Genomic DNA, 24416 nt, shown 5'->3' on the forward strand with positions numbered 1-24416 from the left:
GGCGGCTGCGCACCACCAACGCCGTCGAGCGGCTCAATGAGGAGATTCGGCGCCGCGAACGAGTGATTCGGATTTTCCCAAACCGTGATTCCGCCTTACGGCTTTTGGGTGCTTTGCTGATGGAGATTGACGAGAAGTGGGCGAGTGGCAAAAAGTATTTGGACATGACCGAGTACTTGGAATGGCGTGCCGCTCAGGAGGCCGAAGCGTCTGCGAAAGTGGTGCGGGTCAGCTAGGGGCCATTCCCTTACCGACCGTATGTAATTTCTTGGGATAAGCCCGTTCGAGCCGAGGGGCAATTTTACACAGAGATTTGGACTTGATCAACCCCAGTACGCCTCGACCAAAGGATAAGGCTGTTCTATGCGGATTTCTCTTTACTTCGATCCACATGTGTCGAGAACAGAACAATCGGCGACGACAAAGCCGAAGACCCCTGCGATTGCAGAGGTCTTTGGTCAAGCATGGCATAGCCGTTTTCCCTATGTATATGTGAAGTAACGTCATCCCCAAGGCCGCACGCGACCGCTTTCAGTATACCACATAAAGATTCGCCTCTGCTCTCCTCCCCAGACCGAAATCTGGAGAACCTCTGCCCCGTTCGGCCAGTTCTATTCATAACAATCTGAATTATGTGGTATAATTGAAAAGTATCGTGAATGGCACAGGACTTGACTTTTGCTGAGTTTAGCTGACATTTTCCCCGTTTAAACCTGTGAGGAGGGAACGCCATGGAGCGATGCCGTCCTTCGATTCGCGGGCTGCACGCCGTGGTGCTGTTCGCCAAAGATCTGGAAAAGCAAAAGCGGTTTTACCGCGACGTACTGGGACTGCACCTGGAGGCGGACTATGGCGACGCCGTCTTTTTCTCCTGTGGGGAGCAGAAAATCGCGTTGTTTGCCCCCAGCCACCATCCCGAGGGCGCAAAACGCCTTGAAGGCGCCGCCAAGGGCATCTCACACCTCGAGTTTCGCATTAAGCGGGCGGACAAAGCCTACTGGGATGAAAAACTGCGCGCGGCCGGCTACCACGCGTACGGCGACAACTATGAGGACGAAGACGGGAACCTCTTTCACTTTGTGTGCGAAGACTGAAGCGTCTAACCGGATCCGTCTTTTTGGAATCGGTTACGTGAACACGGCGAAACGGCCGCACACCCGTAACGAATTCTCCACGCTTCCGCCACAAACGCTTAACGTATAGCGGGTATTCTTTAGGTAGATGCTCCACCCCAACCGCAAGGCCCCAAAAACGCCTATGGTGCTAGCCCAGTCCTCCGCTTGGGTTGGCCTCTTTTTTTATCGGCGCCGCGGCCGCATCCCGCACCTTGCGCGTCTTGCACGAGAATGCGCCCGGGCCCGTTGATCCGCGAGCCTCCCAACAGGCCACAGGGAGGCGAACGCCATGACCCTCGAGCACGGGTCGATGACGCCGAACCCTTCCCAAAAAACGAAGCCCTTGGCCCGCCGACACGGCGACGCCAAGGGCTTTTCGCGTAATGCCGCGTCCGCGGCTCATTCCTCGAACGCTCTCGGGGTTACTCCACGCTGAAGTACGTCGCCTCCGGATGGGCGAAGACCATCGCCGACACGGAGGCCTCGGGGTCCATCATGTACCCCTCGGTGAGGCGCAGGCCGATCTCCTCCGGCTGGAGCAGGCGGAACAGCTTGGCCTGGTCCTCCAGATTGGGACAGGCCGGATAGCCGAAGGAGACGCGGATCCCTTGGTACTTGGCGGCGAAGCGCTCGGCCATCGTCATCTCCGGCGGGTCGGGGAAGCCCCACGCGTCGCGGAGGATGTGGTGCAGCCGCTCGGCGAAGGCCTCGGCCAGCTCCAGCGCCGCTGCCTGCAGGACGTGGGCGCGCAGGTAGTCGCCCCGCTCCTTCCATTCCCGCGCCCGCTCGCGGATGCCCGTGCCGGCCGTCACGGCGAAGAAGGCCACGTAGTCCATCACGCCGCTTGAGGTCGGACGGACGTAATCGGCCAGGCACAGAAAGGGCGGCTTCTTCTGGCGGGGGAAGGAAAACCGCTCGAGCACCCGCGCGGGGTTGTCCGGGTCGTAGATGAGGATGTCGTCGCCGTCCGCCTGGGCCGGGAAGAAGCGGTACACGGTATGGGCCTCGATCAGGCCGTCCCGCTCGGCCGTCTCCAGCACCTCGTCGACGACGGCCTTCAGCTTCACTGCCTTCTCGTCCCCCTCGGCCAGCAGCTTCTCCACGTTGCCGCGCAGGCCGAGGTGCTTGCCCAAGAGCATTCGCCAATTCAAATACGGAAGCAAATGGCGCAGCGGGTAGCGGCGCAGCACATGCCGCTTGAGGTCCGGCGGCACGAACACCGGTGCCTCCTTCACCCGGGGACGCACCGGCAACGTGGCCACGGCCACGGGCGCTTTGGCCTCCTCCGCCGCACCCCCGGCCTGGGCCCGCCGGTGCGCCGCCTCCAGCGCCCGCCGCTTCTCGGGGTCGAAGAGGGCGTTGGCCAGCTCCAGCCCCTCCATGGCGTCCTTGGCGTAGAGGACCAGCCCGTCGTAGGCCGGGGCGATGCGCGTGGCGACGAACTTGCGCGTCAGGGCCGCCCCGCCGATGAGGAGCGGCACGGAAATGCCCGCCGCCTTGAGGTCCTGGGCGGTGTGGACCATCATCTGCGCCGACTTGACGAGGAGCCCCGACAGGCCGATGGCGTCGGGCTTTTCCCGGTGGTAGGCTTCGATCAGCTTCTCCGAGGGCACCTTGATGCCGAGGTCGATCACCCGGTAGCCGTTGTTCGACAGGATGATCTCAACAAGGTTTTTGCCGATGTCGTGGACGTCGCCCTTCACCGTGGCCAGGAGAATCGTGCCCTTGGTCGCCGTCTCCTTCTTCTCCATGTACGGCTCGAGGAAGGCCACAGCGGCCTTCATCACCTCGGCGCTCTGCAGCACCTCGGCCACGATGAGCTGGTTGTCGTTGAAGAGGCGCCCCACCTCGTCCATGCCGGCCATGAGCGGCCCGTTGATGATCGCCAGCGGGTCGCCGTATTTCTCGAGGGCCCGCTTCAGGTCGTCGTACAGGCCCTCCTTCGTCCCCTCCACGATATAGCGGGCCAGGCGCTCCTCCAGCGTCAGGTTCTCCGCCGGGGCCGTGGCCTTCCGCTCCGCCTTCTTCTCCCGGAAATGGGCGGTGAAGCGGGCCAGCGCCTCCTCGCAGGCCGCTTTGTCGGTGGAAAAGAGCAGCGCTTCGGCCAAGGCGCGCTCCTCCTCCGGAATCGACGCGTACCGCTCCAGGCGCTCGGTGTTGACGATGGCGTAGTCGAGGCCGGCCTTGGTGCAGTGGTAGAGAAAGACGGCATTCAGCACCTCTCGCCCGGCCGGCGGCAGGCCGAAGGAGACGTTGCTGATGCCGAGAATCGTCGGGCACTCCGGGAAGCGCTCCTTGATCAGGCGGAGGCCCTCGATCGTCTCCACGGCCGCCCCGACGTAGGCCGCGTCGCCGGTGCCCACCGGGAAGACGAGGGGATCGAAGAGGATGTCGCGCGGGTCAAGGCCGTACTTGTGCACGAGGAGGTCGTAGGACCGTTCGGCCACCTCCAGCTTGCGCTCCCGGGTGACGGCCATGCCCTGCTCGTCGATGGTGCCGACGACGACGGCCGCCCCATAGGCATGCACGAGCGGGGCCACGGCGGCAAAGCGCTTCTCACCCTCCTCCAGGTTGATCGAGTTGATGATCGCCTTCCCCTGCGAAAAGGTGAGCCCCAGCTCGATGACGCGCGGGTCTGTGGAGTCGAGCATCAGCGGCACCTTGACCTTCTTCACCACGTGGGCGAGGAAGCGCGCCATGTCGGCGTACTCGTCGCGGTCGGGGTCGGCCAGGCAGATGTCGAGGATCTGGGCGCCGCCCTTCACCTGGGCGCGGGCGATCTCCGCCGCCTCCTCGTATTTCCCCTCGGCAATGAGCCGGCGGAACTTGCGCGAGCCGATGACGTTGGTCCGCTCGCCGACGAGGAGCGGGCGGTTTTCCGGCTCCAGGTAGACCGCCTCGATGCCCGAGACGGCGTGCACGCGGCGGCCCTTCGGCACGCGGGGAGCGTAGGCGGACAGGGTTTCGGCCAGCGCGCGGATGTGCGCCGGCGTCGTGCCGCAGCAGCCGCCGGCGATGTTCAGCCAGCCCTGTTCGGCGAAGGCGGCCATCTTTTTGGCCAGAGCCTGCGGCGTCTCGTGGTAGTGGCCGTCCTCGTCGGGCATCCCGGCGTTGGGATAGCAGAGGACGAAGCAGTCGGCCAGCTCCGCCAGCGTGCGCACGTGGTCGCGCATGAACTCCGGCCCCGTGGCGCAGTTGAGCCCCACCGCCAGCGGGCGGAGATGGTGCACCGACAGGTAGAAGGCGTCGATGGCCTGCCCGGCGAGCATCGTCCCGGTGGGCTCGATCGTGCACGAGAGAAAGAGCGGCACCTCGCGCCCGGTCTGGGCAAAGGCCTGGCGGATGCCGATGCCGGCCGCCTTCACGTTGCGCGCATCCTGCGCCGTTTCCACGAGGAGGAGGTCGACGCCCCCTTCAAGCAGGGCCACGGCCTGCTCGCGGTGCGCCTCAACCAGCTCGTTGAAGGCAATGCCGCCCGTCACCGACAGGGACTTCGTCGTCGGGCCGATGGACCCCGCCACAAAGCGCGGCCGGTCGGGCGTGGCATGCCGGTCCGCCGCCTCGCGAGCCAGGCGCGCCGCGGCGCGGTTGATCTCGGCGACGCGGTCCTCCAGCCCGTACTCGGCCAGCACCACCCGCGTGGCGCCGAAGGTGTTCGTCTCGATGATGTCGGCCCCCGCCTCGAGGTAGGCCTCGTGGATGGCGGAAATGAGGTCCGGACGGGTGAGGTTGAGGATCTCGTTGCACCCGTCGTAGGCCTCGCCGCCGAAGTCTTGCGGCGTGAGGCCGGCCTGCTGGATCATCGTCCCCATCGCGCCGTCGAGGATGAGGATGCGCGTTTCGAGTTCCTTGCGAAGGGCTGTACACGCCATGGTTCGCTCTCCTTTCCCTTACCGCTGCGGCAGTGCGGCACTGGTTGCCTCGAGGGCCTGGGCCAGGTCGGCCTGGAGGTCCTCCAGCGCCTCCAGTCCCACCGACAGGCGCAGGAGGCCGTCGCCGATCCCCCGCGCGCGGCGCACCTCGGACGGCATGGCCGCGTGGGACATCCGCGCCGGATAGGTGAGGATGCTCTCGACGGCCCCCAGGCTCACGGCGACGAGGGGCAGGCGCACGGCCTGGACGAAGCGGCGCACCGCCTCGGCCGAGCCCAGGTCGAAGGCCAGCACCGCCCCGTCGCCGGTGGCTTGGGCACGGTGCGTGGCGTGACCGGGATGGTCAGACAGGCCGGGATAGTAGACGCGCTGCACGGCCGGGTGGGTCTTCAGCCAGGCGGCCAGCTGCGCGGCGGTCCGCTCGGCCTGGTCGAGGCGCACCTTCAGCGTCTTGAGGCCGCGCAGGAGCAGCCAGCTGTCCTGGACGCCGAGCACAGCGCCGACGGCGTTTTGCACCGCGTACAGGCGTCGCCCGAGCTCCGGGTCGCGCACGACGGCCAGCCCGGCCACCACGTCGCTGTGGCCGCTCAGGAACTTCGTCGCGCTGTGGACGACGATGTCGCACCCCAGCTCGAGCGGCCGCTGCCGGTACGGCGTGAGAAACGTGTTGTCGACGATGGTGAGAAGGCCGTGGCGCCGGGCGATGGCCACCATCGCCCGCAGGTCGGTGATCTTCAGCGTCGGGTTGGACGGCGTCTCGATGTAGAGGGCCTTCGTGTTGGGCCGAACGGCCGCCGCAACCCGCTCAGGGTCGGTGGTGTCGACGAAGGTGGTCGCGATCCCCAGCCGCGCCAGAACCGTGGTCAGCAGGCGGTACGTGCCGCCGTACACGTCCTCCGAGGCGATCAGGTGGTCGCCGGCGGAAAAGAGCATCAGCACGCTGGCGATGGCGGCCATGCCGGAGGAGAAGGCGAAGGCCGCGGCGCCGCCTTCCAGCTGCGCGGCCGCCTCCTCCAGCGCTGCCCGCGTGGGGTTGCCCGAGCGCGCGTAGTCGAAGGCGGGTGGCTCGTCCAGCGACGCGTGGTGGTAGGTACTGGCCAGGAAGATCGGCACGCTGGATGCGCCGGTGACGGGATCGATCTCCTTTCCGGGATGAATGAGCCGCGTGGCGAACTCCACCGTTAGCCCACCTCCTCCGCCGCCCGCTCGAGGGCCTGGGCCAGGTCGGCGATGAGGTCGTCGACATTCTCGATGCCGACGGACAGGCGCAGCAGCTTCTCGTCCACCCCGACGGCACGGCGCATCGCCTCGGGAATCTCGGCGTGGGTCTGCACCGCCGGGTAGGTGATGAGGCTCTCCACGCCGCCGAGGCTTTCGGCGAAGGTGATGAGCCGCACGTGGCGCAGCACCGGCTCCACCAGGGCCGGATCGACGACGCGGAACGACAGGAGCGCCCCGGGCCCCTTCGCCTGGCGGAAATGGACCGCGCGCCCGGGGTGGTCCGGCAGGTCGGGGAAGTAGACCGCCTCGACGAGCGGATGATCGGCCAAGAAGCGGGCGATGCGCGACGCGTTTTCCTGCTGGCGGTCGAGGCGCACGGCGAGGGTCTTCATCCCGCGCATGAGCAGCCAGGCATCCTGCGGGCCGAGCACCGCGCTGATGGCGTTGTGCAGGTAGGCCACACGCTCGGTCAGCTCCTGGCCCTTCGTCACGATCAGGCCGGCCAGGACGTCGTTGTGGCCGCCGAGGTACTTCGTCGCGCTGTGGATGACGATGTCGGCGCCCAGCTCGAGGGGCCGCTGCAGGTACGGGCTCATCAGCGTGTTGTCGACGATGAGGAGCAGGCCGTGGTCCCTGGCCACCTTCGCCAGGGCGGCGATGTCGGCCACCTGCAACAGCGGGTTGGTCGGCGTCTCGATGAACAGCGCCTTGGTGTTCGGCCGCAAAGCCTGCAGCACCGCGTCGACGGACGAGGCGTCGACATAGGAGGCCGTCACGCCCACCCGGGCCAGCACCTGCTCAAACAGCCGGTACGTGCCGCCATAAAGATCATGGGACAGCACGACGTGGTCGCCGCTGGAAAAGAGCGCCGCCACCGTCTGGATCGCCGCCATGCCCGACGCGCAGGCAAACCCGCCGTCACCGCCCTCCAGCTCGGCGATGGCCTCTTCCAGCACCTTTCGCGTCGGATTGGCCAGACGAGCGTAATCAAACCCGGTGCTTTGCCCCAGCGCCGGATGGCCGTACGTGGCCGCGTAATAGACCGGGTAGCTCACCGCACCGGTGGCAACGTCCTTCCGGTTGCCAATTTGGACCAAACAGGATTCCACGCGCACCGCCTCTTCCTCCTTTTGCGCATGCCTTCGGTTTCCATCTCGGCAACGAAAAAGGCCTTTCATCTCTGCAAGATGAAAGGCCGGAATCGTCATTCCGCTCTCATCTCTCAGAGATGAACCATCTCTGCAGGAATTGGCACCACACCGACCGCAGCCGGTAGGTTGCCGGGCTTCATCGGGCCAGTCCCTCCGCCACTCTTGATAAGAGCCGGATGTTTTCGCTATGCGGTTGTCGTCGCGCGTGCGATTTGCTTTAACTATACGAGATCGTCTAATCCTCTGTCAACAATTCGTTCGCGAAAGGTTGAGGGCATCCGGCAGAAACCGGCGCCAGATGCGCCGTAAAATGCCGCAGCACGGGCGGTTCGTACACGATGCGAAAGCCGCCGATGGCGTCGCGCCGCGCCATGATCCGCTCCAGCGCCTCGGCCGCGTAGCGCAGGTGGTTGTCCGTGTAGGTGCGGCGCGGAACGGCCAGGCGCAAAAACTCCATCGGCGCCGTTTGCTGTCGCCCTTCCTCGTCGCGGCCAAGCAGGAAGGAGCCCACCTCCACCCCGCGCACGCCGGCTTCCCGGTACAGCTCGACGGCCAAGGCCTGAGCGGGAAATTGGTGCGGCGGCACGTGGGGCAAAAAACGCTTGGCGTCAACGTAGACGGCGTGGCCGCCGATGGGCCGCTGCACGGGAACGCCCGCCTCCTCCAGCCAACGGCCGAACCGCTCCACCTGACCGATGCGAGCGGCCAGGTGGTCCTCGTCGACCGCCTCGCGCAGCCCCTCGGCCAGCGCTTCCATGTCGCGCCCGGCCAGGCCGCCGTAGGTGGGAAAGCCCTCGAAGGGCACCAGGCGCGCCTGGCAGCGCCGGAACAGGTCCTCATCGTCGCGAAGGGCCAAGAGGCCGCCGATGTTGACCAGGCCATCCTTCTTCGCGCTCATCGTCAGCCCGTCGGCGTAGGAAAACATTTCCTTAACAATGGACGGAATCGACCGGCCAGCATAGCCCGGCTCGCGCATCTTAATGAAGTAGGCGTTTTCGGCAAAGCGCGCCGCGTCGAGAAAGACGGGCACGCCGTACTTGTCGGCCACGGCACGCACGGCGCGCAGGTTGGCCAGCGACACCGGCTGCCCGCCGGCGCTGTTGCACGTGACGGTGACGAGGATGAAGGCCACCGCATCCCGCGGCGTCGACTTAAGGAGCGCCTCCAAGCGATCCACGTCGAGATTCCCCTTGAACGGGTGGTCCACCGTCGTGTCGTACGCCTCGGGGATCACGAGGTCGACGGGCCGCCCCCCGGCCAGCTGGATGTGCGCCCGCGTCGTGTCAAAGTGCAGGTTCCCGATGACAAGCTGCCCCGGACGGGTGATGAGCAAGGGGAACAGCACGTGCTCCGCCCCGCGTCCCTGGTGCGTGGGCAGGACGTAACGGTAGCCGGTCAGCTCCCGCACCGTCTCCTGCAGACGGGAGAAGCTGCGGCTTCCGGCATACGACTCGTCGCCCCGCAGGAGGGCGGCCCACTGGGCGTCGCTCATCGCCCCCGTTCCGCTGTCCGTCAAAAGGTCGATGAACACATCCTCCGCGCGCAGGGCAAAGAGGTTGTACCCCGCCTCGGCTATTCTCCGCTCGCGCTCTTCTCGAGAAATCAGGCGAATCGGTTCGACCATCTTGATGCGGTACGGTTCCGGCCGCACCATGCAACCGCCTCCTCTCGAGAACGCTGGCGATGGTAAATGGGTATGCGAGAACGAGGCGGAATCTTCCTTTGAGCGGAAACAAAGCCTTTGTCGATCGCCACCTCCTTTTCAATGGGGTTTCTTTTGTGATACGAATGGTTTGTGATGCAAATAAAATGGTGCAAGCCGCTCCCGGTGCGGCGGCACGCATCTCGGAGGTGTACCGAACATGGCTCGTGTCACGGAAACCGCTGCAAAACCCGCCCATCCGGGATTTGCGCGGATGTTTCAGCCCGGTCGGCTGACGCTGGGCGTCTTCTTCCCGATTGAGGCGTTCGAGGGTGCCAATCCGACCATGCGCAACCAGGTGGCCTTGGCCCAACGCGCGGAAGCGCTCGGCTTTGCGGCCCTCTGGTTCCGCGACGTGCCGCTCTTGGATCCCCACTTCGGGGACATCGGCCAGATCTACGACCCATGGGTCTATCTGGGGTACATCGCCGCGCAAACGCGAACCATCGCCCTGGTTACAGGGGCCATCATCCTGCCCCTGCGCCATCCCCTTCATGTGGCGAAAGCGGCGGCCTCCGTCGACGAGCTGTCGGGCCGGCGACTGGTCTTGGGGGTGGCAACCGGCGACCGGCCTGTGGAGTTCCCCGCATTTGGCAAGAAGTGGGATGAGCGAGGCCACCTCTTCCGGGAATCCCTGGCCTTTATCCGTCGGGCATGGGCCGAACGCTTCCCCGAGATCGACTCCCCGCTGGGGCATTTGCACGGCGCCGACCTGGTGCCCAAGCCGCCGGCAGGATGGATCCCCACCCTCGTCACCGGGCACAGCCAACAGCCCATCGAATGGATTGCTCGGCACAGCGACGGCTGGATCATGTACCCCCGCGCCCCACAAGTGCAGCAACGGATCGTCAGCGAGTGGCGACGGGCCACCGAAGAGGCGGCCCCCGGGGTGTTCAAACCCTTCGCCCAGTCCCTCTACATCGACCTGGCCCACGACCCGGATGAACCGCCGCGGCCGATCCACCTGGGCTACCGCTTGGGCCGGAACGTCTTGATCGAGCTGTTAAACACGCTGCGGGAAATCGGCGTCAACCATGTGGCCCTAAACCTGAAGTATGGCCAGCGGCCGGCCCCCGAGGTGCTGGAGGAAGTGGGCGAGTACGTCCTGCCCCATTTTCGGGCACAAACTGCAGCCACCGAGTCGAAATCGTCGGGGTGACAAACAAAAAAGGCGACTCCCTTTGCCGTAAGGACGACGAGGGAGCCGCCTGTCCCCTGCGGCCTGCACACACGTGCAGGCCGTTTTTTGCGTTTTGGACGATCTACCCCGGCGTTATGCCCCTTTTCGGATGCGGATCTGCCACTGGGCGTCACCCGTCTGCTCGAAGGCCACCACCTCGTGACCGTTTTGCACCGCCCAGCGGGGCAGGCTTTCCGTCGCCTGCGTGCAATCAAAATCGATCACCAGCTCATCCCCGGGAGCCAATTCGGCCATGGCGCGCTCCGCTTCGACAAGCGGAAACGGACACACCATTCCCAGCACCTGCAGATGCTTCGTCATCCGCCAACCCCTCCCTGATTCTTATATCACGCGCCCTGTGCCGCACCGGTTGCCACAACCGGCCGCATGCGGCGCTGCGGACGCACGATCGTCCAATACGTGGCCGTCCACGTTCCAAGGAGGATAAAGGGCGTGGCCACTCAGCCTTCCCAGGTGAAGAGGGCCGTGTTGACCAGCCCGTTTCCGATCGTGCACCCGCCGGCAATCCCGGCGCCAAAGCCCATGATCAGGCCGCCCACCAAGCTCCGCATCGCCGTATGCGCATCGGGCACGCGCCAGCGAAACTCGCCGCTGCCCTTAGCCGCAAGGTACGACCCCAAGGCGATGCCCAGGACGAGAAACACGCCCCAATCGAGAACCGCTTCATCGCCGGTCACGGCGTATTGCAGCAGCTTGCCCGTCGGCGTGGTGATGCCGAGGCCGTACATCCGTCCCGTCGATTCGCTGAGCGGCCAGGCCAGCACGGCGATCAGGCCGACCAGCACGGCGGTGACAAAGGGATGCCAGCGCTTTTCGAAGAGCAGGTGGGCCAGCCCCCGTTTCCGCGGTTTCGGGGACGGCACCGGCACCTGCGACCGCCGCAGGTGGCGCCACACGGCCAACAGCGTCACACCGACGAAAAGCACGATGAGCACCCAGGGCGACACGCCCAGCGTCTCGTGAATGAAGGCTTGCGGGGCCTTCGGGGCGGTCAGCACATCGTGCAGCGGCTTCAGCGCGCCAAACTTGGTCGCCGCGCTGCCCACCATATACCCAAAGAGGGCAATCCAACTCCCCACCAGCCCCTCGCCGGCGCGGTACCACGTCCCCGTCGCGCAGCCGCCGGCCAGGACGATGCCGATGCCGAACAAGAACCCCCCGATGACCGCTGCGAGGTACGTAAACGGGATCTCCGGAATCTGGATGACGCCCAGCGCGGCCAGGGTGTACACGCCGACACTCTGGACGGCGATGGCAATCAGCGTCGCCAAGAACAGCCGGCTGTCGCGTGTCAGGTACAGGTCGCGGTACGCGCTCACCATGCAAAAGCGGCCGCGCTGCAAGACAAAACCCAACAACGCGCCGCAAAACAGCCCCGAAAGGACGACGCCGAACATTTCTTATACCCCCTATCGGAATACACGGCTTTTACGCCCATTGTACCGTGACCACCCCCGTTCCGCAACCCCTGCAACGGAACGCCTCTCCCCAACCGCTTCCCTGTTCATCCGTCTCCGGAATAAAACCCTCCCGATCGGCACAAGGTAAACAGAAAGAAACCTTCATTTTCCAAAAGGCGGGCGAATCGCCATGTTCCTCCGCTTGTGGCGCAAAATCCTGCGCAAACCGGCACGTCCGGCCAAACGCGTTTCGCCTTCTCCATCCGGCATCGTACTGGTGTCGGAATTGGAGGAGAACCTGCGCGTCCTGGAGGAGCTGTATCGCGACTGCGCCGACTTTGTCGTCCGCCCGTTCCGCATCGGCGGACGGCGCAACGCCGCCCTGCTTTACCTCGAAGGCCTGAGCGACGTGGAGGCGATCAACGAACACGTTCTTGAGCCGCTCATGGAAGACATCCCCGAGTCCCAACCCGACATCCTGACCTACGCCCAAACGCGCATTCCCATCTCCAAAGTGAAAGTCGTGCACACGGCGGAAACGTGCATCGAGCACGTGTCCATCGGGGAGGCGGTGCTGCTCGTCGACGGCGAAACCCGCGGTCTGGCCTTTGGCCTCAGCAAGTGGGAGAAACGGGCCGTCGAGGAACCGGCGGCGGAGACGGTCGTTCGCGGACCCCGCGACGGCTTCACCGAAACGATCAGCATCAACATCTCCATGTTGCGGCGCAAAATCCGCAGCCCGCAGTTGAAAGTGAAGACCCTGTCGGTGGGCCGGTACACCCGCACGCAGATCGCCGTCGCCTACATCGAGGGCCTCGCCGACAACACGCTGCTCGCCGAAGTGACCAACCGCCTCAGGCGCATCAACATCGATGGCGTGCTGGAGAGCGGGTACATTGAGGAATTCATCGAAGACAACCCGTGGTCGCCGTTTCCGCAAGTGCTCGCCACCGAACGGCCCGACGTGGCGGCGGCCAGCCTCCTCGAAGGCCGCGTGGTCATCCTCGTCGACGGCACGCCCTTTGCGCTGGTCGTGCCGACGACGCTGTTTTCGCTCATGCAGGTCAGCGAGGACTACTACAACCGCTTTTTGATCGGCACCATCATCCGCTGGCTGCGGTATGTGTTTTCCTTCGCTGCCCTGCTCTTTCCATCGCTGTATGTCGCCGTCATCACCTATCATCAGGAAATGATCCCCACCACGCTGCTGCTGAAAATCGCGACGTCCCGGGAAGAAATTCCCTTTCCGGCCCTGGAGGAAGCGCTGCTCATGGAAACCACCTTTGAAATCCTCCGCGAAGCCGGCGCCCGTCTGCCGCGGCAGCTCGGCGCGGCCATCAGCATCGTCGGGGCGCTGGTCATCGGGCAAGCGGCCGTTTCCGCCGGTATCGCCTCGGCGCCGATGATCATGGTCGTCGCCATCACGGGGATCGCCTCCTTCGCCACCCCCCGCTATCCCGTGGCCATTGCCGTGCGCATCCTCCGCTTTCCGATCATGATTCTCGCCGGAACCCTCGGGCTGTTGGGCATCATGCTCGGGATCCTAGCCATCGCCGTGCACCTGTGCACGCTGCGTTCCTTCGGCGTACCGTACCTCTCACCCGTCGCGCCGACCAAATTCCGCGAGCTGCGCGACGTGCTGATCCGCGCGCCGTGGTGGAAGCTGACCGCGCGGCCGCGTCTGACCGGCCACGCCGACCGGGCCCGCCAAGCGCCCGGACAGCAACCCGGTCCAACCCGGGGAGGCGAAGCGTAACCCACAACGCCGTAGGAGGTCGAGCGGCCATGAATCGCATCGGGCGTATCGCCGCCGCCGGACGAGACGCTTCCCTCTGCCTCCTCTCGCTGCTTCTCCTGACCGGTTGCTGGGACCGCGTCGAGATCAACGATCTGGCGCTGGTGACGGCGGCCGGCCTGGACAAAGGGAAGGGCAAAACGGTCAAGCTTTCCCTGCAGCTTGCCGTCCCGGCCGCAATGCCGAGTGTGGCCGGCGGAGACGGTGGTGGACTCGGGGGCGGCGGAGCCGGCGCCGGAAGACCCCCAACCCTCGTCGTGAGCGCGGAAGGCATCACCATTGCCGACGCGATGACCAAACTGCAAGAAAAACTGCCGCGGCGCATTTTTTGGGGCACAACCGGGTGATCGTCATCGGCGAACGGCTGGCCCGGGAAAGCATCGTCCCGCACATCGACTTTTTCGCCCGCTACCCGCGCACCCGCCTGCACGCCTACGTGTTTGTCAGCAAGGGAAATGCCGCGCAGGTGCTGTCGCACATTCCCCCCCTTGAGCGAAACGCGGCCGATGCGATGCGCGAGTTGGCGAAATTCCGCATTGGCAAGAGCACGACGATGAAAGAACTGCTGCAGATGCTGCACACCGAGGGGCAGTCGGCCCTCGTGCCGTGGATCGAGGAGACGGCGACCGATGGGAAGCAGGGGGATGCCACCTTACTGCGGCTCGACGGGGTGGCGATCCTCAAGAACGGCAAGATGATCGGCTACGCCAACGACCGGCTCACGCGCGGCATCCTGTGGGTGCGCAACGAAATCGAAACCGCCACCATCACCACAAGAGTGAACCACGACGGCCGTGTTTCCATGGTGCAACTTAAGGCCCGTACCACCATGCGTCCATCGGTTCAAAACGGCAAATGGAAACTCACGCTGGACATCGTCACCGACGCCGACGTCGTGCAAAACGAAACCCACCTCAACGTCACCGATCCCAACGTGGCAAAAATGTTGGAAAGGAAGGCGGAAGAAGAAATCGAAACCCGGATCCGCGAGGCGCTTTCCCTCGTCCAGAAACGGATGAAGGCGGACGTTTTCGGGATCGGCGAGGCTTTTCGGCGCGCGTATCCCCATGAATGGCAGAGGGTGAAAAGGCGTTGGGATGAAATTTTCCCGACGGTGGACGTCACCGTGCGCGTGAAGGCCTACGTGCGGCGATCCGGTATGATCAACATTCCACCGGCCTTTCCGGAACGAGAGGTGAAGAAAGAGTGACGTGGGGAATGGTGGCGGGCCTCACCGCGCTCATCGCCGTCATGGCGCTGTACGAGTGGCCGAAAATCGATGCCGCGTTGAAAAAGGAACGTGCCGCCTTTGTCGTCCTGTGGGCCCTCGGCTGGCTGCTGGGAATGGTGCTGATCTTTAACCCCGACCTTCCCGGCCCCAGCCACCTGATCGACTGGGTGTTTCATCCCGTTGTCCGCCACATTGAAAGAATAGGCGGCTCATAAGCCCCGCTGTTTCCGGAACCTGTCTTGCACGCTTTCATGTCGGTACACGGAAGAGGGATTAAACGTGATCGAAAAGGGGAGAATCTCATCCTTTCAACTCGCCCTGATGCTCTACCCGGCCATCCTCGCCACCGCCGTCCTCATCGTTCCCGCGATTACGGGCCAGCAAGCTGGGCGAGACATGTGGATCTCACCGCTGTGGGCGGCTCTCGTCGGCACGCTCACCGTCTTCGTCGCCCACGCCTTGCACCGCCGGTTTCCCGGGCAAACCGTCATCCAATACAGCGAGAGCCTGCTCGGAGCTGTCGGAGGCAAGGTGGTAGGCTGTCTGTACGTGTTCTTTTACCTTCACATGACAGGCCTCATCGTGCGGGAGTACGGCGAATTTGTCATGGGCACATTTTTCAGCCGTACACCGCTTTTCATTGTGATGGTCTGCATGCTCCTTATCGCCGGTTTTGCCGTGCGCGGCGGCTTGGAAGTCATCGGCCGACTGGCCGAGCTGTTCACCCCCGTCTTTGTCGCCCTGTTGGCACTGTCCATCCTGCTCATCCTCTCCGAGCTTGAACCCATGAACATGCTGCCCATCCTTGAACACGGCCTCGCGCCTTCGTTGAAAGGCGCACTCGTTCCCCAGGGGTGGATGAGCGAAATGTTTCTCATGGCCTTCCTGCTCCCCTATTTGGCCGACCCCGAAAACGGTCGGAAAAGCGGCCTGCTCACCATCGGCGCGATCACCCTCACCATGGTGGTGGGCAACCTGGTTACCCTGTGGCTGTTCGGCGACATCACCCCCAACCTGACCTATCCCATGCTGTCCGGGGTGCAGTACATCGACATCGCCGAATTCCTGCAAAACGTGGAATCGATTGTCATGGCCATCTGGGTCACCGGGGCTTTTGTCAAGGTCGCCGTCTTTTACTACGTGCTGGTACTCGGCACGGCACAATGGCTGCATCTGACCGATTACCGTCCTCTGGCCCTGCCCATGGGTCTGCTGGTTCTCGTGTTTGCCATGTGGTCGGCCCCCAGCTTCGCGAAATTGGTGACCCATCTTGGGACCTCCCTTCCCTTGTACCTGACAACCATGCAAACACTCCTGCCGCTGGGACTCTTGCTCATCTCCGCACTTCGCGGCCGGCGGTCCCCGTCTTCGGGATTGGAACGGGCCGACAGGGCCGCAGGAGCGGCCGGGTCGCCCGCCGGATCCGCGGGGACGAGGTAACAGGCCAACAAAAAAACGCGCGCCCGGGGTTTGCTCCCGAGTACGCGTTCATCACCGTCGCGCCGCCGCTTCCACCGACAGCGGCACGTCGTTGCGCACCAGATCGTCGTAGGTCTCGCGCCGCACGACCACCTTCGCCCGGCCGTCGCGCACAAAGACGACGGCGGGGCGGCGCAGGCGGTTGTAGTTGCTGGCCATGGAATAGGTGTACGCGCCGGTGCAGGAGACGGCCAGCACGTCGCCCGGCCGCACCGGAGGCAGGGCGATGTCCCAGATCAGCATGTCCCCCGACTCGCAGGTCTTCCCGGCGATGGAAACCGTTTCGGTCGGCTCCTCCCGCGCGCGGTTGGCCAGCATCGCCTCGTAGCGCGCCTGGTAGAGGGCCGGACGGATGTTGTCGGTCATCCCGCCGTCAACGGCCACGTAGGTGCGCAAACCGGGAATCTCCTTGATGGCCCCCACTGTGTACAGCGTCGTTCCCGCCTCGCCGACGATGCTCCGCCCCGGCTCCACCCAAATTTCCGGCTCCGGGTACGCCCGGGCGCGGCATTCCGAACGCACGGCGGCGACGATCGCCTCCACGTAGGCCGCCACCGGGAGCGGCGTGTCGTCCTCGGTGTAGCGAATGCCAAAGCCGCCGCCGAGGTTGACCACCGGCGCCACATATCCCGTTTCCGCCCGGACGGCATCGAGGAACGCAAAGATGCGGGCGATGGCGGCGACGAAGCCCTCCGTCTCGAAGATCTGCGACCCGATATGGCAGTGCACGCCCAGGAGGCGAAGCGGCGGCGCGTCGAGGGCGCGCTTCACCGCCTCAAGGGCCACGCCGCTGCCGATGTCAAACCCAAACTTCGAATCTTCCTGACCCGTCTGGATGTAGGCGTGGGTGTGGGCTTCCACGCCGGGCGTCACCCGCAGGAGAATGGCAACGCGCCGCCCCCGCTCGCGGGCCATCTCCGTCAGCAGGGCCAGCTCATAAAAATTGTCCACCACCACGCACCCGATGCCCATGTCGAGGGCCATGGCCAGCTCCTCGGGCGTCTTGTTGTTGCCGTGGAGGTGGATGCGCGCGGGCGGAAACCCGGCCTTCTTCGCCGTGTACAGTTCGCCGTCCGACACGACGTCGAGGGCCAGCCCTTCCTCGGCCACGAGCTGGCACATCGCCACCGTGCAGAACGCCTTGCTGGCGTACGCCACCTGAAAGCGCGCGCCGGTCTTGCGGAACGCCTCGACAAAGGCGCGGCACCTCTCCCGGATCAGCGCCTCGTCGTACACGATAAGCGGGGTGCCAAAGGCGCGGGCCAGATCCACCGTGTCACAGCCGCCGATCTCCAGGTGTCCTCTCTCGTTGATCCGGCTTGTGCCGTGCAGGCGCATGCGCGGCTCCTCCCCAACCCCAATTCCTCGGCGAAAAAGAAAAAGGCAACTGACGTTTTCAGTTGCCCGGATTATACCACAGTTTTGTTGCGCGCTCAATTTGGCGTTTGTGCCATCGGGAACCCGTTACCGAAAACCTTGGCGTATCGCCTGCCACGTGTTCTTGATGCCGCTGTGGAGGCCGATGGCCGAGACACCGTACAACGCGCCTAGCACGATGGCCGCCAAGGCGTCGCCCGGGGCCAAGTACAAAAAGCCGGTGATCAGACCCAGGACGACCGCGGCGATGGGTGCCCAGTGGGCCGACAAGCCAAACAGGCGCAACAGGCCCACGACGCCCATGATGACGGGGATCAGGATGAGGTCCCACAACTGGAAGGTCATGCGGATCCCCCCTTTCGCGCACGTGCCGCGCCGGCCGGCCACAGGCGCGGCTACTTCCATTGTATGCGCATACGGGTAAGTCCGTTCCTCCAAGCGGGGGTCACGAGGATTGGCGGCTGGCGTCCTGGGGGCGCACGATGCTGGGGCGCATTTTCATCGACGGCACGCTGGTGCGGAACAAAATGGTGCGCAACGCGGGCCAGTTGAAGGGGATGAGCGGCCACAGGTAGGGGGTGTTGAGGGAGCGGGTCATGGCCAGAACAAAGACGATAACGGTGACGCCGAGGACGAAACCCGGAACCTTGAACAAGAACACCATCAGCAGGAGAAAGAGGCGGACAAGCTTGACGGCCAAGGACAGCTCATAGCTGGGCGTGGCGAACATCCCGATTGCCGCCACGGCCGTGTACAGGATGGTTTCGGGCGCAAACAGGCCGACCTTGATCGCCACTTCGCCGATCAGCACGGCGGCGATGAGCCCCATCGCCGTGGCCAGCGGCGTCGGCGTGTGGACGGCGGCCATACGCATCAGGTCGATGCCGATTTCGGCCAGGATAAACTGGAAGAAAATAGGGATTTCACCGGACTTCTTCGGCCCGATGAAGGCCAGTTCCTTGGGCAACAGCTCGGGGTTGAACACGAACAGGAGCCACAGCGGCAGCAGAAAGATAGACAGGAGAATCCCGATGAACCGGATCCACCGCAAATAGGTGCCCACCACCGGCGTCTGCCGGTACTCCTCGGCGTGTTGCACATGGTGGAAAAAGGTCGTCGGCGCGATGATCACGCTGGGCGACGTGTCCACCAGGACGAGGACGTGTCCCTCGAGCAAATGGCTGGCGGCGACGTCGGGCCGCTCGGTGTAGCGCACCAAGGGGAACGGGTGCCAGTTGCGGCCCACCAGAAACTCCTCGAGGGCTTTTTCGGCCATCGGCAGCCCGTCGACGGTGATGCGGGACAGTTTGTCGCGAATGAGGCGGACCAGTTCCGGGTCGGCGACGTCCTTCAGGTACGCGAGGCAGACATCGGTTTTCGAGCGTTCCCCGACCTGGACCAGCTCCATGCGCAAGCGCTCGTCCCGGACGCGGCGGCGGATCAACGCGGTATTGAACACCAGCGTTTCGGTGAAGCCGTCGCGCGACCCGCGAACCACCCGCTCGGTGTCGGGCTCCTCCGGCTGGCGGGCCGGATAATGGCGCGCGTCAACCGCAAGAGCCGTCTGCTCGCCGTCGATGAGCACCACCAGGTGGCCGGCCAGCAGCTTGTCCACCACCTCGTCCATGCGGCGCAGTTCCTCAACCTGCGGGTGGGTGAGGTACTTGCGGAACATGCGCGTCAGGACCTGGGGAACCAGCTCTTCCCGCTTCACCCGCGACAGCTCGCGCAGCATCTCCACGACCACCATGTTGTCGGGGAAGCCGTTGATAAAGTAGAAGGCCAGCTTCTTCTCCCCGACGGACAGCTCCCGAACGCCGATGTCAAAGCTGACGCCGATGTCGAGGCGTTTTTTCAGGTATTCCTGATTGACCGCCAATTTCCGATGAATGGGGGCGTCTTCCCGTTCGTTTTTGGCGGCTTTTGCCGTTTCATGATCCGCCATGGTGACCCCTCCGCGTCAAGATCAGCTCGACCGCTTTGCGCGTGACCGGCGCGCCGCGCCGCACGTCGTCGTGCCCGTTCATCTTGCCGATGTCGCCGATGCCGACAACAAGCGGCACATCCAGCTGGCCGAGAATGCCCACGGTGTCGCCGAACACGCGCGCATCCCCGTCTTCATGGGGCACGCCGTCCTTGTCCACGCCACACGGAACGACGCGCCCCGCATAATCCACCGAGCAGTCCACATACACGCTCGCCGTACGGCACGTGTTGGACGCGACGGCCAGCGCGCCGAGCACGTCGATCGCGGAATGGTTGGCCACTAGGGCCAGGGCCTGTTCCCCTCGCCCGGCTTGCGCGTCCCCGCAGTCATCAAACAGGACAAGGACCGGATCCACCGGGGTTTGGAGAATGGCGTCGACCAGCTGCCATCCGGTCAGCGGCGTCGGGTTGCCCGCCGAGCGGGCGAGGAAGCGCGCCCCCAAACAAGCGGCGACGAAGGCCACGGTGCGCCGCGCCACCTCGTCGCCGTCGGTGATCAGCACCACGCGCCGACGCACCGCGCCTTACCCCTTCGGCCGGAACAGCAGGGCGCTGAGAAAGCCGAAGATGATGGCGGCGGAAATCCCGGCGCTGGTCACTTCAAAAATCCCGGTGATGATCCCGATGATCCCATGCCGTTCGGCCTCCGCCAGCGCCCCGTGAACGAGGGCATTGCCAAAGCTGGTGATCGGCACCGTCGCGCCGGCCCCGGCAAAATCGATCAGCGGTTCGTACAGCCCGAAGCCGTCGAGCACGGCTCCGGCCACCACCAAGATGCTCATCACGTGGGCCGGGGTGAGCGTGGTCAGGTCCATGAGCAGCTGGCCGATGACGCAGATCAGCCCGCCCACGACAAAGGCCGTCACGTACTCCATTCTTCACGCGCTCCCTTCCTTGGCCGTTGCCGTCGATTCAAGGGCCACGGCATGGGCGATACAGGGAATCGATTCGCCCTGCTGGTAGGTGAGGGGACTCAGCAGCGCTCCGGTCGCCACGATGAGCACGCGGCGGTACGTGCCGTTGTTCAGCCCGTTGACGATGTGGCTGTAGGTGACCACGGCGCTCGAGGCGCATCCGCTGCCGCCGGCAAACACGCCCTGATCCGGCCTGTAGATCATCAGCCCGCAGTCGCGGTGAACCGATCCAATGTCGTACCCCATTTCGGCCAGCAGCTCCCGCACGAGGGGCGTGCCCACGCTGGCCAGATCACCCGTGGCAATAAGATCGTAGTCCTGCGGCGTGCGCGCCGTGTCGCGAAAATGGGTGGCGATGGTGTCGGCAGCGGCGGGCGCCATGGCCGAACCCATGTCGAAGGGATCCTTTTGCTGCCAGTCGATCACTTTGCCAATGGTGGCGTGGGTGATGCGCGGCCCTCGTGCCCCTTTGCCCACGACGGCCGCCCCGGCTCCGGTAACCGTCCACTGGGCGTACGGCGGCTTTTGGCCGCCATACTCGGTCGGGTACCGGTACTGCTTTTCCGCCGTACAGTTGTGGCTGGAACAGGCGGCCACGGCATAGGACGCATACCCCGCATTGACGAGCGCCGCGGCGAGGGCCAGCGCCTCCATCGACGTCGAGCACGCCCCGTACACGCCCAAATAGGGAAACTGCAGGCTCCGCGTGGCAAAGGTTGCCGAGATGATCTGGTTTAAGAGATCACCGGCAACGATGACATCGATCTCCTCATTGGCCAGGGCTCCCTTGTCAATGGCTTTCTGCACGGCCAACTCCAAGAGCTTCCGCTCCGCCTTTTCCCACGTTTTCTCCCCGAGGTACAGGTCGTCAAACACGAGATCAAATTCTTTGGCCAGGGGACCCTGGGCTTCCTTCGGCCCGACCGCCACCGCGCTGGAGACGATCCGCACGTCGCCCGTAAACTGCCACGTCTGGCGGCCCAGCCGCACCCGCTCGTCGCGCACGGTTACCCCTCCAGTCCTAACAACGTGCGAACCAAACCGACCACAAACGCCGCCACCACGCCGAACACAATCACCGACCCGGCAAGCTTAAACATGTTGCCGCCGACGCCCAGCACATACCCTTCCGCGCGGTGCTCAATGGCCGCCGAGGCAATGGAGTTGGCGAACCCCGTCACCGGCACGGCCGAACCCGCCCCGGCAAACTGCCCGATCTTGTCGTAGATCCCGAGACCCGTGAGCAGGGCCGAGAGAAAGATGAGCGTGGCCACCGTCGGGTTTCCCGCCGTCTTCTCGTTAAAATCAAAGAAGTACATGTAGAAGTTTTGGATCCCTTGCCCGATGGCGCAGATCAGCCCTCCGACGAGAAACGCCTTGACGGCATTGCGCACGACGGGCGGCTTGGGTTTCACTTCCTTCACCCGTTTTTTGTACTGTTCAATGCGCATTTGCTGCTCGCGCAGGGCATCGGACGTCTGCGGAACTTTCATCGGCCCACTCCCTCCTGCGGTCCATCGTCTACCCCTTAGCCTGCAACGGTCTGCGAGCGGCTATGACCGGCGGTGTGTTCAAGTTTATTTCTCAAACACCAACCATTGGAACAGAGAGCCGAACACTTTTCCCAACACCATGGCCATGAGCAGCACGACAATGCGTTCCACCATCAACACGCGCTTGGCCAGAATGGGCAACACGTTGAGCACCTCCGTCAGTGCGGCGGCCAGAAGCCCAACAAAACAGCCGGCAAAAAAGCCGTGCACCCCGACTGCCCACTCTGGAAGGCGTAGCACAACACCGGCAAAGTCCGCCCACGTCCAGAACAGGGCCCCGGCAACGATGGCGCCCTCAAACCAAGGGACATAGTTCTGGGTGCGGCTGAGTTGCGCCAGGCGCGGAATGATGTCCAGCACCGTAAAAAGAGCGGCCATGCCGCTCCCCACGGCGATGCCCCCACCCAGCCCGATCACGATCAGGAACAGGTCGGCGATCATGGGCCATCCTTCTCCCGTTTGGCCCGTTCGTTGGCAATCACGTACTGGTCCAGGTTTTGCTGATACAAGAACATTTCCACCTCGAGCGGGCTGGGTTCTTCGTTCAGCTTCTTGCGGAACAGGTGATTGAAAAACAGCACCATGCCCACGCCAATGCCCAGGGAATAGGGAATCTGCAGAACGAGCGGCTCCGCATTGAACTCCCCGGTGATCAGGAAGTACAGCCGCCGATGGACTTCCTCCATGCTCACGTCGCCGTGAAAGTTCATCAGCGCCAGTCCCGACCCCACAAACAGCAGGATCCACGTGAGGGCCACAAACAAGAGATGCGGCCTGCGCCGGTCGTACAAGACCTCGATGATCGTCTCCGTCGGCCCCACGGGCACGACGTCGACGTGCGGCAGGCGGCGGTGGATCGCGTCGATCACGTGCATGACGTCGATGACCACCAATTGGCCATCCGACATCTGGATCGGGTAGAGCGGCAGCGGGCGGAGCATCTGGATGACCGCGGGATCGCCCACAAAGGTGGCCACATCGCCCACTTTCACCACCGTTTGCGGGCGCACGTAGATGCGCTCTTTCATGGACATGTACAGCGTGGTGTTTGCGGATGCCATGGTCATCCCTCCCCGCTTTGGGCCTTAGTATGCCCGTCCCAAACCCGCCGCGATGGCGCATCTCCGGTGACGTATGTGGCAAACGAGGCAAAACATGAACGCGATCATGAAGACCAAAAAAAAAGACGGGAGCGCGTCCTCCCGCTGGCTACGGCGTCATCTCGTCGCGAATTTTTTGCAAGATGCGCTTCTCCAGCCGTGACACCTGCACCTGGGAAATGCCGAGGCGCTCGGCCACCTCGGACTGCGTGTAATCCTTGTAGTAGCGTAGGTAGACGATGAGCCGTTCCCGGTCGTCCAGCTTGCGGATGGCCTCCTGCAAGGCCATCTTGTCGAACCAGCCCTCATCGTCCCCGTCGGCGAGCTGGTCCATCAGCGTGATCGGGTCGCCTTCGTTTTCGTACACCGTCTCATGGATCGACGCCGGCGTGCGGCCCGCCTCCTGGGCAAACACCACCTCTTCCGGCGTCATGCCCAGCGCTTCGGCCAGTTCGCCCACCGTCGGCGTTCGCCCGAGGGCCTTCGTCAAGTCGTCCTTTTTGCGGCGAATGCGCTGCGACGCCTCCTTGAGCGAGCGGCTCACCTTGACCGAACCGTCGTCGCGCAAAAAGCGCTGGATCTCGCCGATGATCATCGGAACGGCGTAGGTGGAAAATTTGACCTCATACGACAAGTCAAACTTGTCGACGGCTTTGAGCAGCCCGATGCACCCGATCTGAAAGAGGTCGTCAGCCTCGTACCCGCGCCCGAGAAACCGCTGCACGACCGACCACACCAAGCGGACGTTGGCTTCCACGAGCCGGTTGCGCGCCTCCGTGTCGCCCGCTTGACTTCGGGCGATCAGCGCGCGGACCTCTTCGTCGCTCAATTGCGGATTCGGTTCACGCACGTCCACGCTCATGATCGTCCCCTTACTGGCGCACGGCGGCGGGATGGGAAGACAGCTGCTTGACAAGGCGGACGCGGGTGCCCTTGCCGGGTGCCGACGTGATGGTGAGCTCGTCGACGAAATTTTCCATAATCGTAAAGCCCATGCCGGATCGCTCCAGTTCCGGCTTGGTGGTGAAAAGGGGCTGGCGGGCCTGCTCGATGTCGGCGATGCCCACACCGTCGTCCTCGACGACAATTTCCACCCGGTTGCCTTCCACCGTCACGTGGATGCGGACGATGCCGTCGTCGCGGTTTTCGTACCCGTGAATGATGGCATTCGTCACCGCCTCCGAAACGACGGTCTTGATTTCCATGAGCTCCTCCAGCGTGGGGTCAAGCTGCGAGAGAAACGCGGCCACCGCCACGCGGGCGAAGGACTCGTTCTCGCTCCGGCTGGCAAAGGACAGGCTCATGAAGTTCGGTTTCAC

General features: G+C 64.2%; 22 protein-coding genes, 2 pseudogenes and 1 riboswitch. Of the genes and pseudogenes, 7 read left to right on the top strand and 17 right to left on the bottom strand.

What is annotated here, in order from left to right:
* A partial coding sequence (locus IEX61_RS06530; RefSeq protein WP_188817229.1) for a transposase occupies window positions 1-236 on the top strand: 236 nt, incomplete at its 5' end.
* Between the two features lie 495 nt (window positions 237-731).
* On the top strand, window positions 732-1094 hold the full coding sequence (locus IEX61_RS06535) for a VOC family protein (RefSeq protein WP_054672975.1): 363 nt from the start codon (window positions 732-734) through the stop codon (window positions 1092-1094).
* A 443-nt stretch (window positions 1095-1537) separates the two neighbouring features.
* Here the strand turns inward: IEX61_RS06535 and metH are convergent, their stop codons facing one another.
* The 4 genes from metH to IEX61_RS06555 all read right to left on the bottom strand — a co-directional run bounded on the left by metH (window position 1538) and on the right by IEX61_RS06555 (window position 9013).
* Window positions 1538-4987 carry a methionine synthase gene (gene metH, locus IEX61_RS06540; protein WP_188817232.1) on the bottom strand — a complete coding sequence of 1150 codons (3450 nt, stop codon included), beginning with the start codon at window positions 4985-4987 and terminating at the stop codon, window positions 1538-1540.
* Between the two features lie 18 nt (window positions 4988-5005).
* Window positions 5006-6166 carry an aminotransferase class I/II-fold pyridoxal phosphate-dependent enzyme gene (locus tag IEX61_RS06545; protein ID WP_188817233.1) on the bottom strand — a complete coding sequence of 387 codons (1161 nt, stop codon included), beginning with the start codon at window positions 6164-6166 and terminating at the stop codon, window positions 5006-5008.
* Between the two features lie 2 nt (window positions 6167-6168).
* A complete protein-coding gene (locus IEX61_RS06550; RefSeq protein ID WP_229725751.1) occupies window positions 6169-7323 on the bottom strand; it encodes an aminotransferase class I/II-fold pyridoxal phosphate-dependent enzyme in 1155 nt (384 codons plus the stop codon).
* A 97-nt stretch (window positions 7324-7420) separates the two neighbouring features.
* A riboswitch (SAM riboswitch) is annotated at window positions 7421-7531 on the bottom strand.
* Window positions 7532-7594: 63 nt separating this feature from the next.
* Window positions 7595-9013 (bottom strand): tryptophanase, encoded by a 1419-nt coding sequence (locus IEX61_RS06555; protein ID WP_188817235.1) that lies wholly within the window; start codon window positions 9011-9013, stop codon window positions 7595-7597.
* A gap of 208 nt (window positions 9014-9221) precedes the next feature.
* On the opposite strand from IEX61_RS06555, the gene IEX61_RS06560 reads away from it, so the two are divergent.
* Complete coding sequence (locus IEX61_RS06560) at window positions 9222-10220, top strand: LLM class oxidoreductase (protein ID WP_054671834.1); 999 nt, start codon at window positions 9222-9224, stop codon at window positions 10218-10220.
* 114 nt (window positions 10221-10334) lie between these two features.
* On the opposite strand, the gene IEX61_RS06565 is transcribed toward IEX61_RS06560, so the two are convergent.
* Together IEX61_RS06565 and IEX61_RS06570 are read right to left on the bottom strand one after the other, a co-directional pair.
* On the bottom strand, window positions 10335-10562 hold the full coding sequence (locus tag IEX61_RS06565) for a sulfurtransferase TusA family protein (RefSeq protein WP_054671830.1): 228 nt from the start codon (window positions 10560-10562) through the stop codon (window positions 10335-10337).
* Between the two features lie 26 nt (window positions 10563-10588).
* Window positions 10589-11659, bottom strand: a pseudogene (locus tag IEX61_RS06570) (YeeE/YedE thiosulfate transporter family protein).
* A 193-nt stretch (window positions 11660-11852) separates the two neighbouring features.
* Between IEX61_RS06570 and IEX61_RS06575 the strand changes: the two are divergent.
* The 4 genes and pseudogenes from IEX61_RS06575 (at window position 11853) to IEX61_RS06595 (ending at window position 16128) form a co-directional block, all read left to right on the top strand.
* Entirely contained in the window at window positions 11853-13418 is a 1566-nt protein-coding gene (locus tag IEX61_RS06575) for a spore germination protein (protein ID WP_188817237.1), read from the top strand.
* Window positions 13419-13447: 29 nt separating this feature from the next.
* Window positions 13448-14667, top strand: a pseudogene (locus IEX61_RS06585) (Ger(x)C family spore germination protein).
* Window positions 14664-14903: a hypothetical protein gene (locus IEX61_RS06590; RefSeq protein ID WP_229725752.1), complete on the top strand. Its 240-nt coding sequence runs from the start codon at window positions 14664-14666 to the stop codon at window positions 14901-14903. Before IEX61_RS06585 ends, IEX61_RS06590 begins: the two are co-directional and overlap by 4 nt.
* Window positions 14904-14967: 64 nt before the next feature.
* Complete coding sequence (locus IEX61_RS06595) at window positions 14968-16128, top strand: GerAB/ArcD/ProY family transporter (RefSeq protein WP_188817241.1); 1161 nt, start codon at window positions 14968-14970, stop codon at window positions 16126-16128.
* A 51-nt stretch (window positions 16129-16179) separates the two neighbouring features.
* Here IEX61_RS06595 and lysA read toward each other — a convergent pair whose 3' ends face one another.
* From lysA to spoIIAB, 11 genes are all read right to left on the bottom strand, one after another.
* Window positions 16180-17505 (bottom strand): diaminopimelate decarboxylase, encoded by a 1326-nt coding sequence (gene lysA / locus IEX61_RS06600; protein WP_054671084.1) that lies wholly within the window; start codon window positions 17503-17505, stop codon window positions 16180-16182.
* Window positions 17506-17631: 126 nt separating this feature from the next.
* The gene (locus IEX61_RS06605; RefSeq protein WP_054671080.1) at window positions 17632-17889 is read right to left on the bottom strand and encodes a hypothetical protein; all 258 of its coding nucleotides are present in this window, start codon (window positions 17887-17889) and stop codon (window positions 17632-17634) included.
* A gap of 100 nt (window positions 17890-17989) precedes the next feature.
* Window positions 17990-19489, bottom strand: coding sequence for a spore germination protein (locus IEX61_RS06610; RefSeq protein ID WP_054671077.1), 1500 nt, complete (start codon window positions 19487-19489; stop codon window positions 17990-17992).
* Complete coding sequence (gene spoVAEA / locus IEX61_RS06615; protein WP_188817243.1) at window positions 19476-20048, bottom strand: stage V sporulation protein SpoVABEA; 573 nt, start codon at window positions 20046-20048, stop codon at window positions 19476-19478. Before spoVAEA ends, IEX61_RS06610 begins: the two co-directional genes overlap by 14 nt.
* A gap of 6 nt (window positions 20049-20054) precedes the next feature.
* Window positions 20055-20405 (bottom strand): stage V sporulation protein AE, encoded by a 351-nt coding sequence (spoVAE, locus tag IEX61_RS06620; protein ID WP_054670861.1) that lies wholly within the window; start codon window positions 20403-20405, stop codon window positions 20055-20057.
* A 3-nt stretch (window positions 20406-20408) separates the two neighbouring features.
* Window positions 20409-21449, bottom strand: coding sequence for a stage V sporulation protein AD (spoVAD, locus tag IEX61_RS06625; RefSeq protein ID WP_229725753.1), 1041 nt, complete (start codon window positions 21447-21449; stop codon window positions 20409-20411).
* A 2-nt stretch (window positions 21450-21451) separates the two neighbouring features.
* A complete protein-coding gene (gene spoVAC / locus IEX61_RS06630) occupies window positions 21452-21895 on the bottom strand; it encodes a stage V sporulation protein AC (protein ID WP_188817258.1) in 444 nt (147 codons plus the stop codon).
* Window positions 21896-22021: 126 nt separating this feature from the next.
* The gene (locus tag IEX61_RS06635) at window positions 22022-22438 is read right to left on the bottom strand and encodes a stage V sporulation protein AB (protein WP_054670864.1); all 417 of its coding nucleotides are present in this window, start codon (window positions 22436-22438) and stop codon (window positions 22022-22024) included.
* Window positions 22435-23058: a stage V sporulation protein AA gene (locus IEX61_RS06640; protein ID WP_054670873.1), complete on the bottom strand. Its 624-nt coding sequence runs from the start codon at window positions 23056-23058 to the stop codon at window positions 22435-22437. Before IEX61_RS06640 ends, IEX61_RS06635 begins: the two co-directional genes overlap by 4 nt.
* Window positions 23059-23206: 148 nt before the next feature.
* Window positions 23207-23959, bottom strand: coding sequence for an RNA polymerase sporulation sigma factor SigF (gene sigF / locus IEX61_RS06645; RefSeq protein WP_188817244.1), 753 nt, complete (start codon window positions 23957-23959; stop codon window positions 23207-23209).
* Between the two features lie 10 nt (window positions 23960-23969).
* A complete protein-coding gene (spoIIAB, locus tag IEX61_RS06650; protein WP_188817260.1) occupies window positions 23970-24401 on the bottom strand; it encodes an anti-sigma F factor in 432 nt (143 codons plus the stop codon).
* Window positions 24402-24416 lie beyond the last annotated feature (15 nt).

The sequence above is a fragment of the Calditerricola satsumensis genome, from assembly GCF_014646935.1.
GTDB lineage: Bacteria > Bacillota > Bacilli > Calditerricolales > Calditerricolaceae > Calditerricola > Calditerricola satsumensis.

Bases quoted from the DNA above. Each gene is read 5' to 3' on its own strand.
- IEX61_RS06535 (WP_054672975.1), top strand. From the start codon at position 732: ATGGAGCGATGCCGTCCTTCGATTCGCGGGCTGCACGCCGTGGTGCTG.
- metH (WP_188817232.1), bottom strand. From the start codon at position 4,987: ATGGCGTGTACAGCCCTTCGCAAGGAACTCGAAACGCGCATCCTCATC.
- IEX61_RS06555 (WP_188817235.1), bottom strand. From the start codon at position 9,013: ATGGTGCGGCCGGAACCGTACCGCATCAAGATGGTCGAACCGATTCGC.
- IEX61_RS06560 (WP_054671834.1), top strand. From the start codon at position 9,222: ATGGCTCGTGTCACGGAAACCGCTGCAAAACCCGCCCATCCGGGATTT.
- IEX61_RS06565 (WP_054671830.1), bottom strand. From the start codon at position 10,562: ATGACGAAGCATCTGCAGGTGCTGGGAATGGTGTGTCCGTTTCCGCTT.
- IEX61_RS06575 (WP_188817237.1), top strand. From the start codon at position 11,853: ATGTTCCTCCGCTTGTGGCGCAAAATCCTGCGCAAACCGGCACGTCCG.
- lysA (WP_054671084.1), bottom strand. From the start codon at position 17,505: ATGCGCCTGCACGGCACAAGCCGGATCAACGAGAGAGGACACCTGGAG.
- IEX61_RS06605 (WP_054671080.1), bottom strand. From the start codon at position 17,889: ATGACCTTCCAGTTGTGGGACCTCATCCTGATCCCCGTCATCATGGGC.
- IEX61_RS06610 (WP_054671077.1), bottom strand. From the start codon at position 19,489: ATGGCGGATCATGAAACGGCAAAAGCCGCCAAAAACGAACGGGAAGAC.
- spoVAE (WP_054670861.1), bottom strand. From the start codon at position 20,405: ATGGAGTACGTGACGGCCTTTGTCGTGGGCGGGCTGATCTGCGTCATC.
- spoVAC (WP_188817258.1), bottom strand. From the start codon at position 21,895: ATGCGCATTGAACAGTACAAAAAACGGGTGAAGGAAGTGAAACCCAAG.
- IEX61_RS06635 (WP_054670864.1), bottom strand. From the start codon at position 22,438: ATGATCGCCGACCTGTTCCTGATCGTGATCGGGCTGGGTGGGGGCATC.
- IEX61_RS06640 (WP_054670873.1), bottom strand. From the start codon at position 23,058: ATGGCATCCGCAAACACCACGCTGTACATGTCCATGAAAGAGCGCATC.
- sigF (WP_188817244.1), bottom strand. From the start codon at position 23,959: ATGAGCGTGGACGTGCGTGAACCGAATCCGCAATTGAGCGACGAAGAG.
- spoIIAB (WP_188817260.1), bottom strand. From the start codon at position 24,401: ATGAGCCTGTCCTTTGCCAGCCGGAGCGAGAACGAGTCCTTCGCCCGC.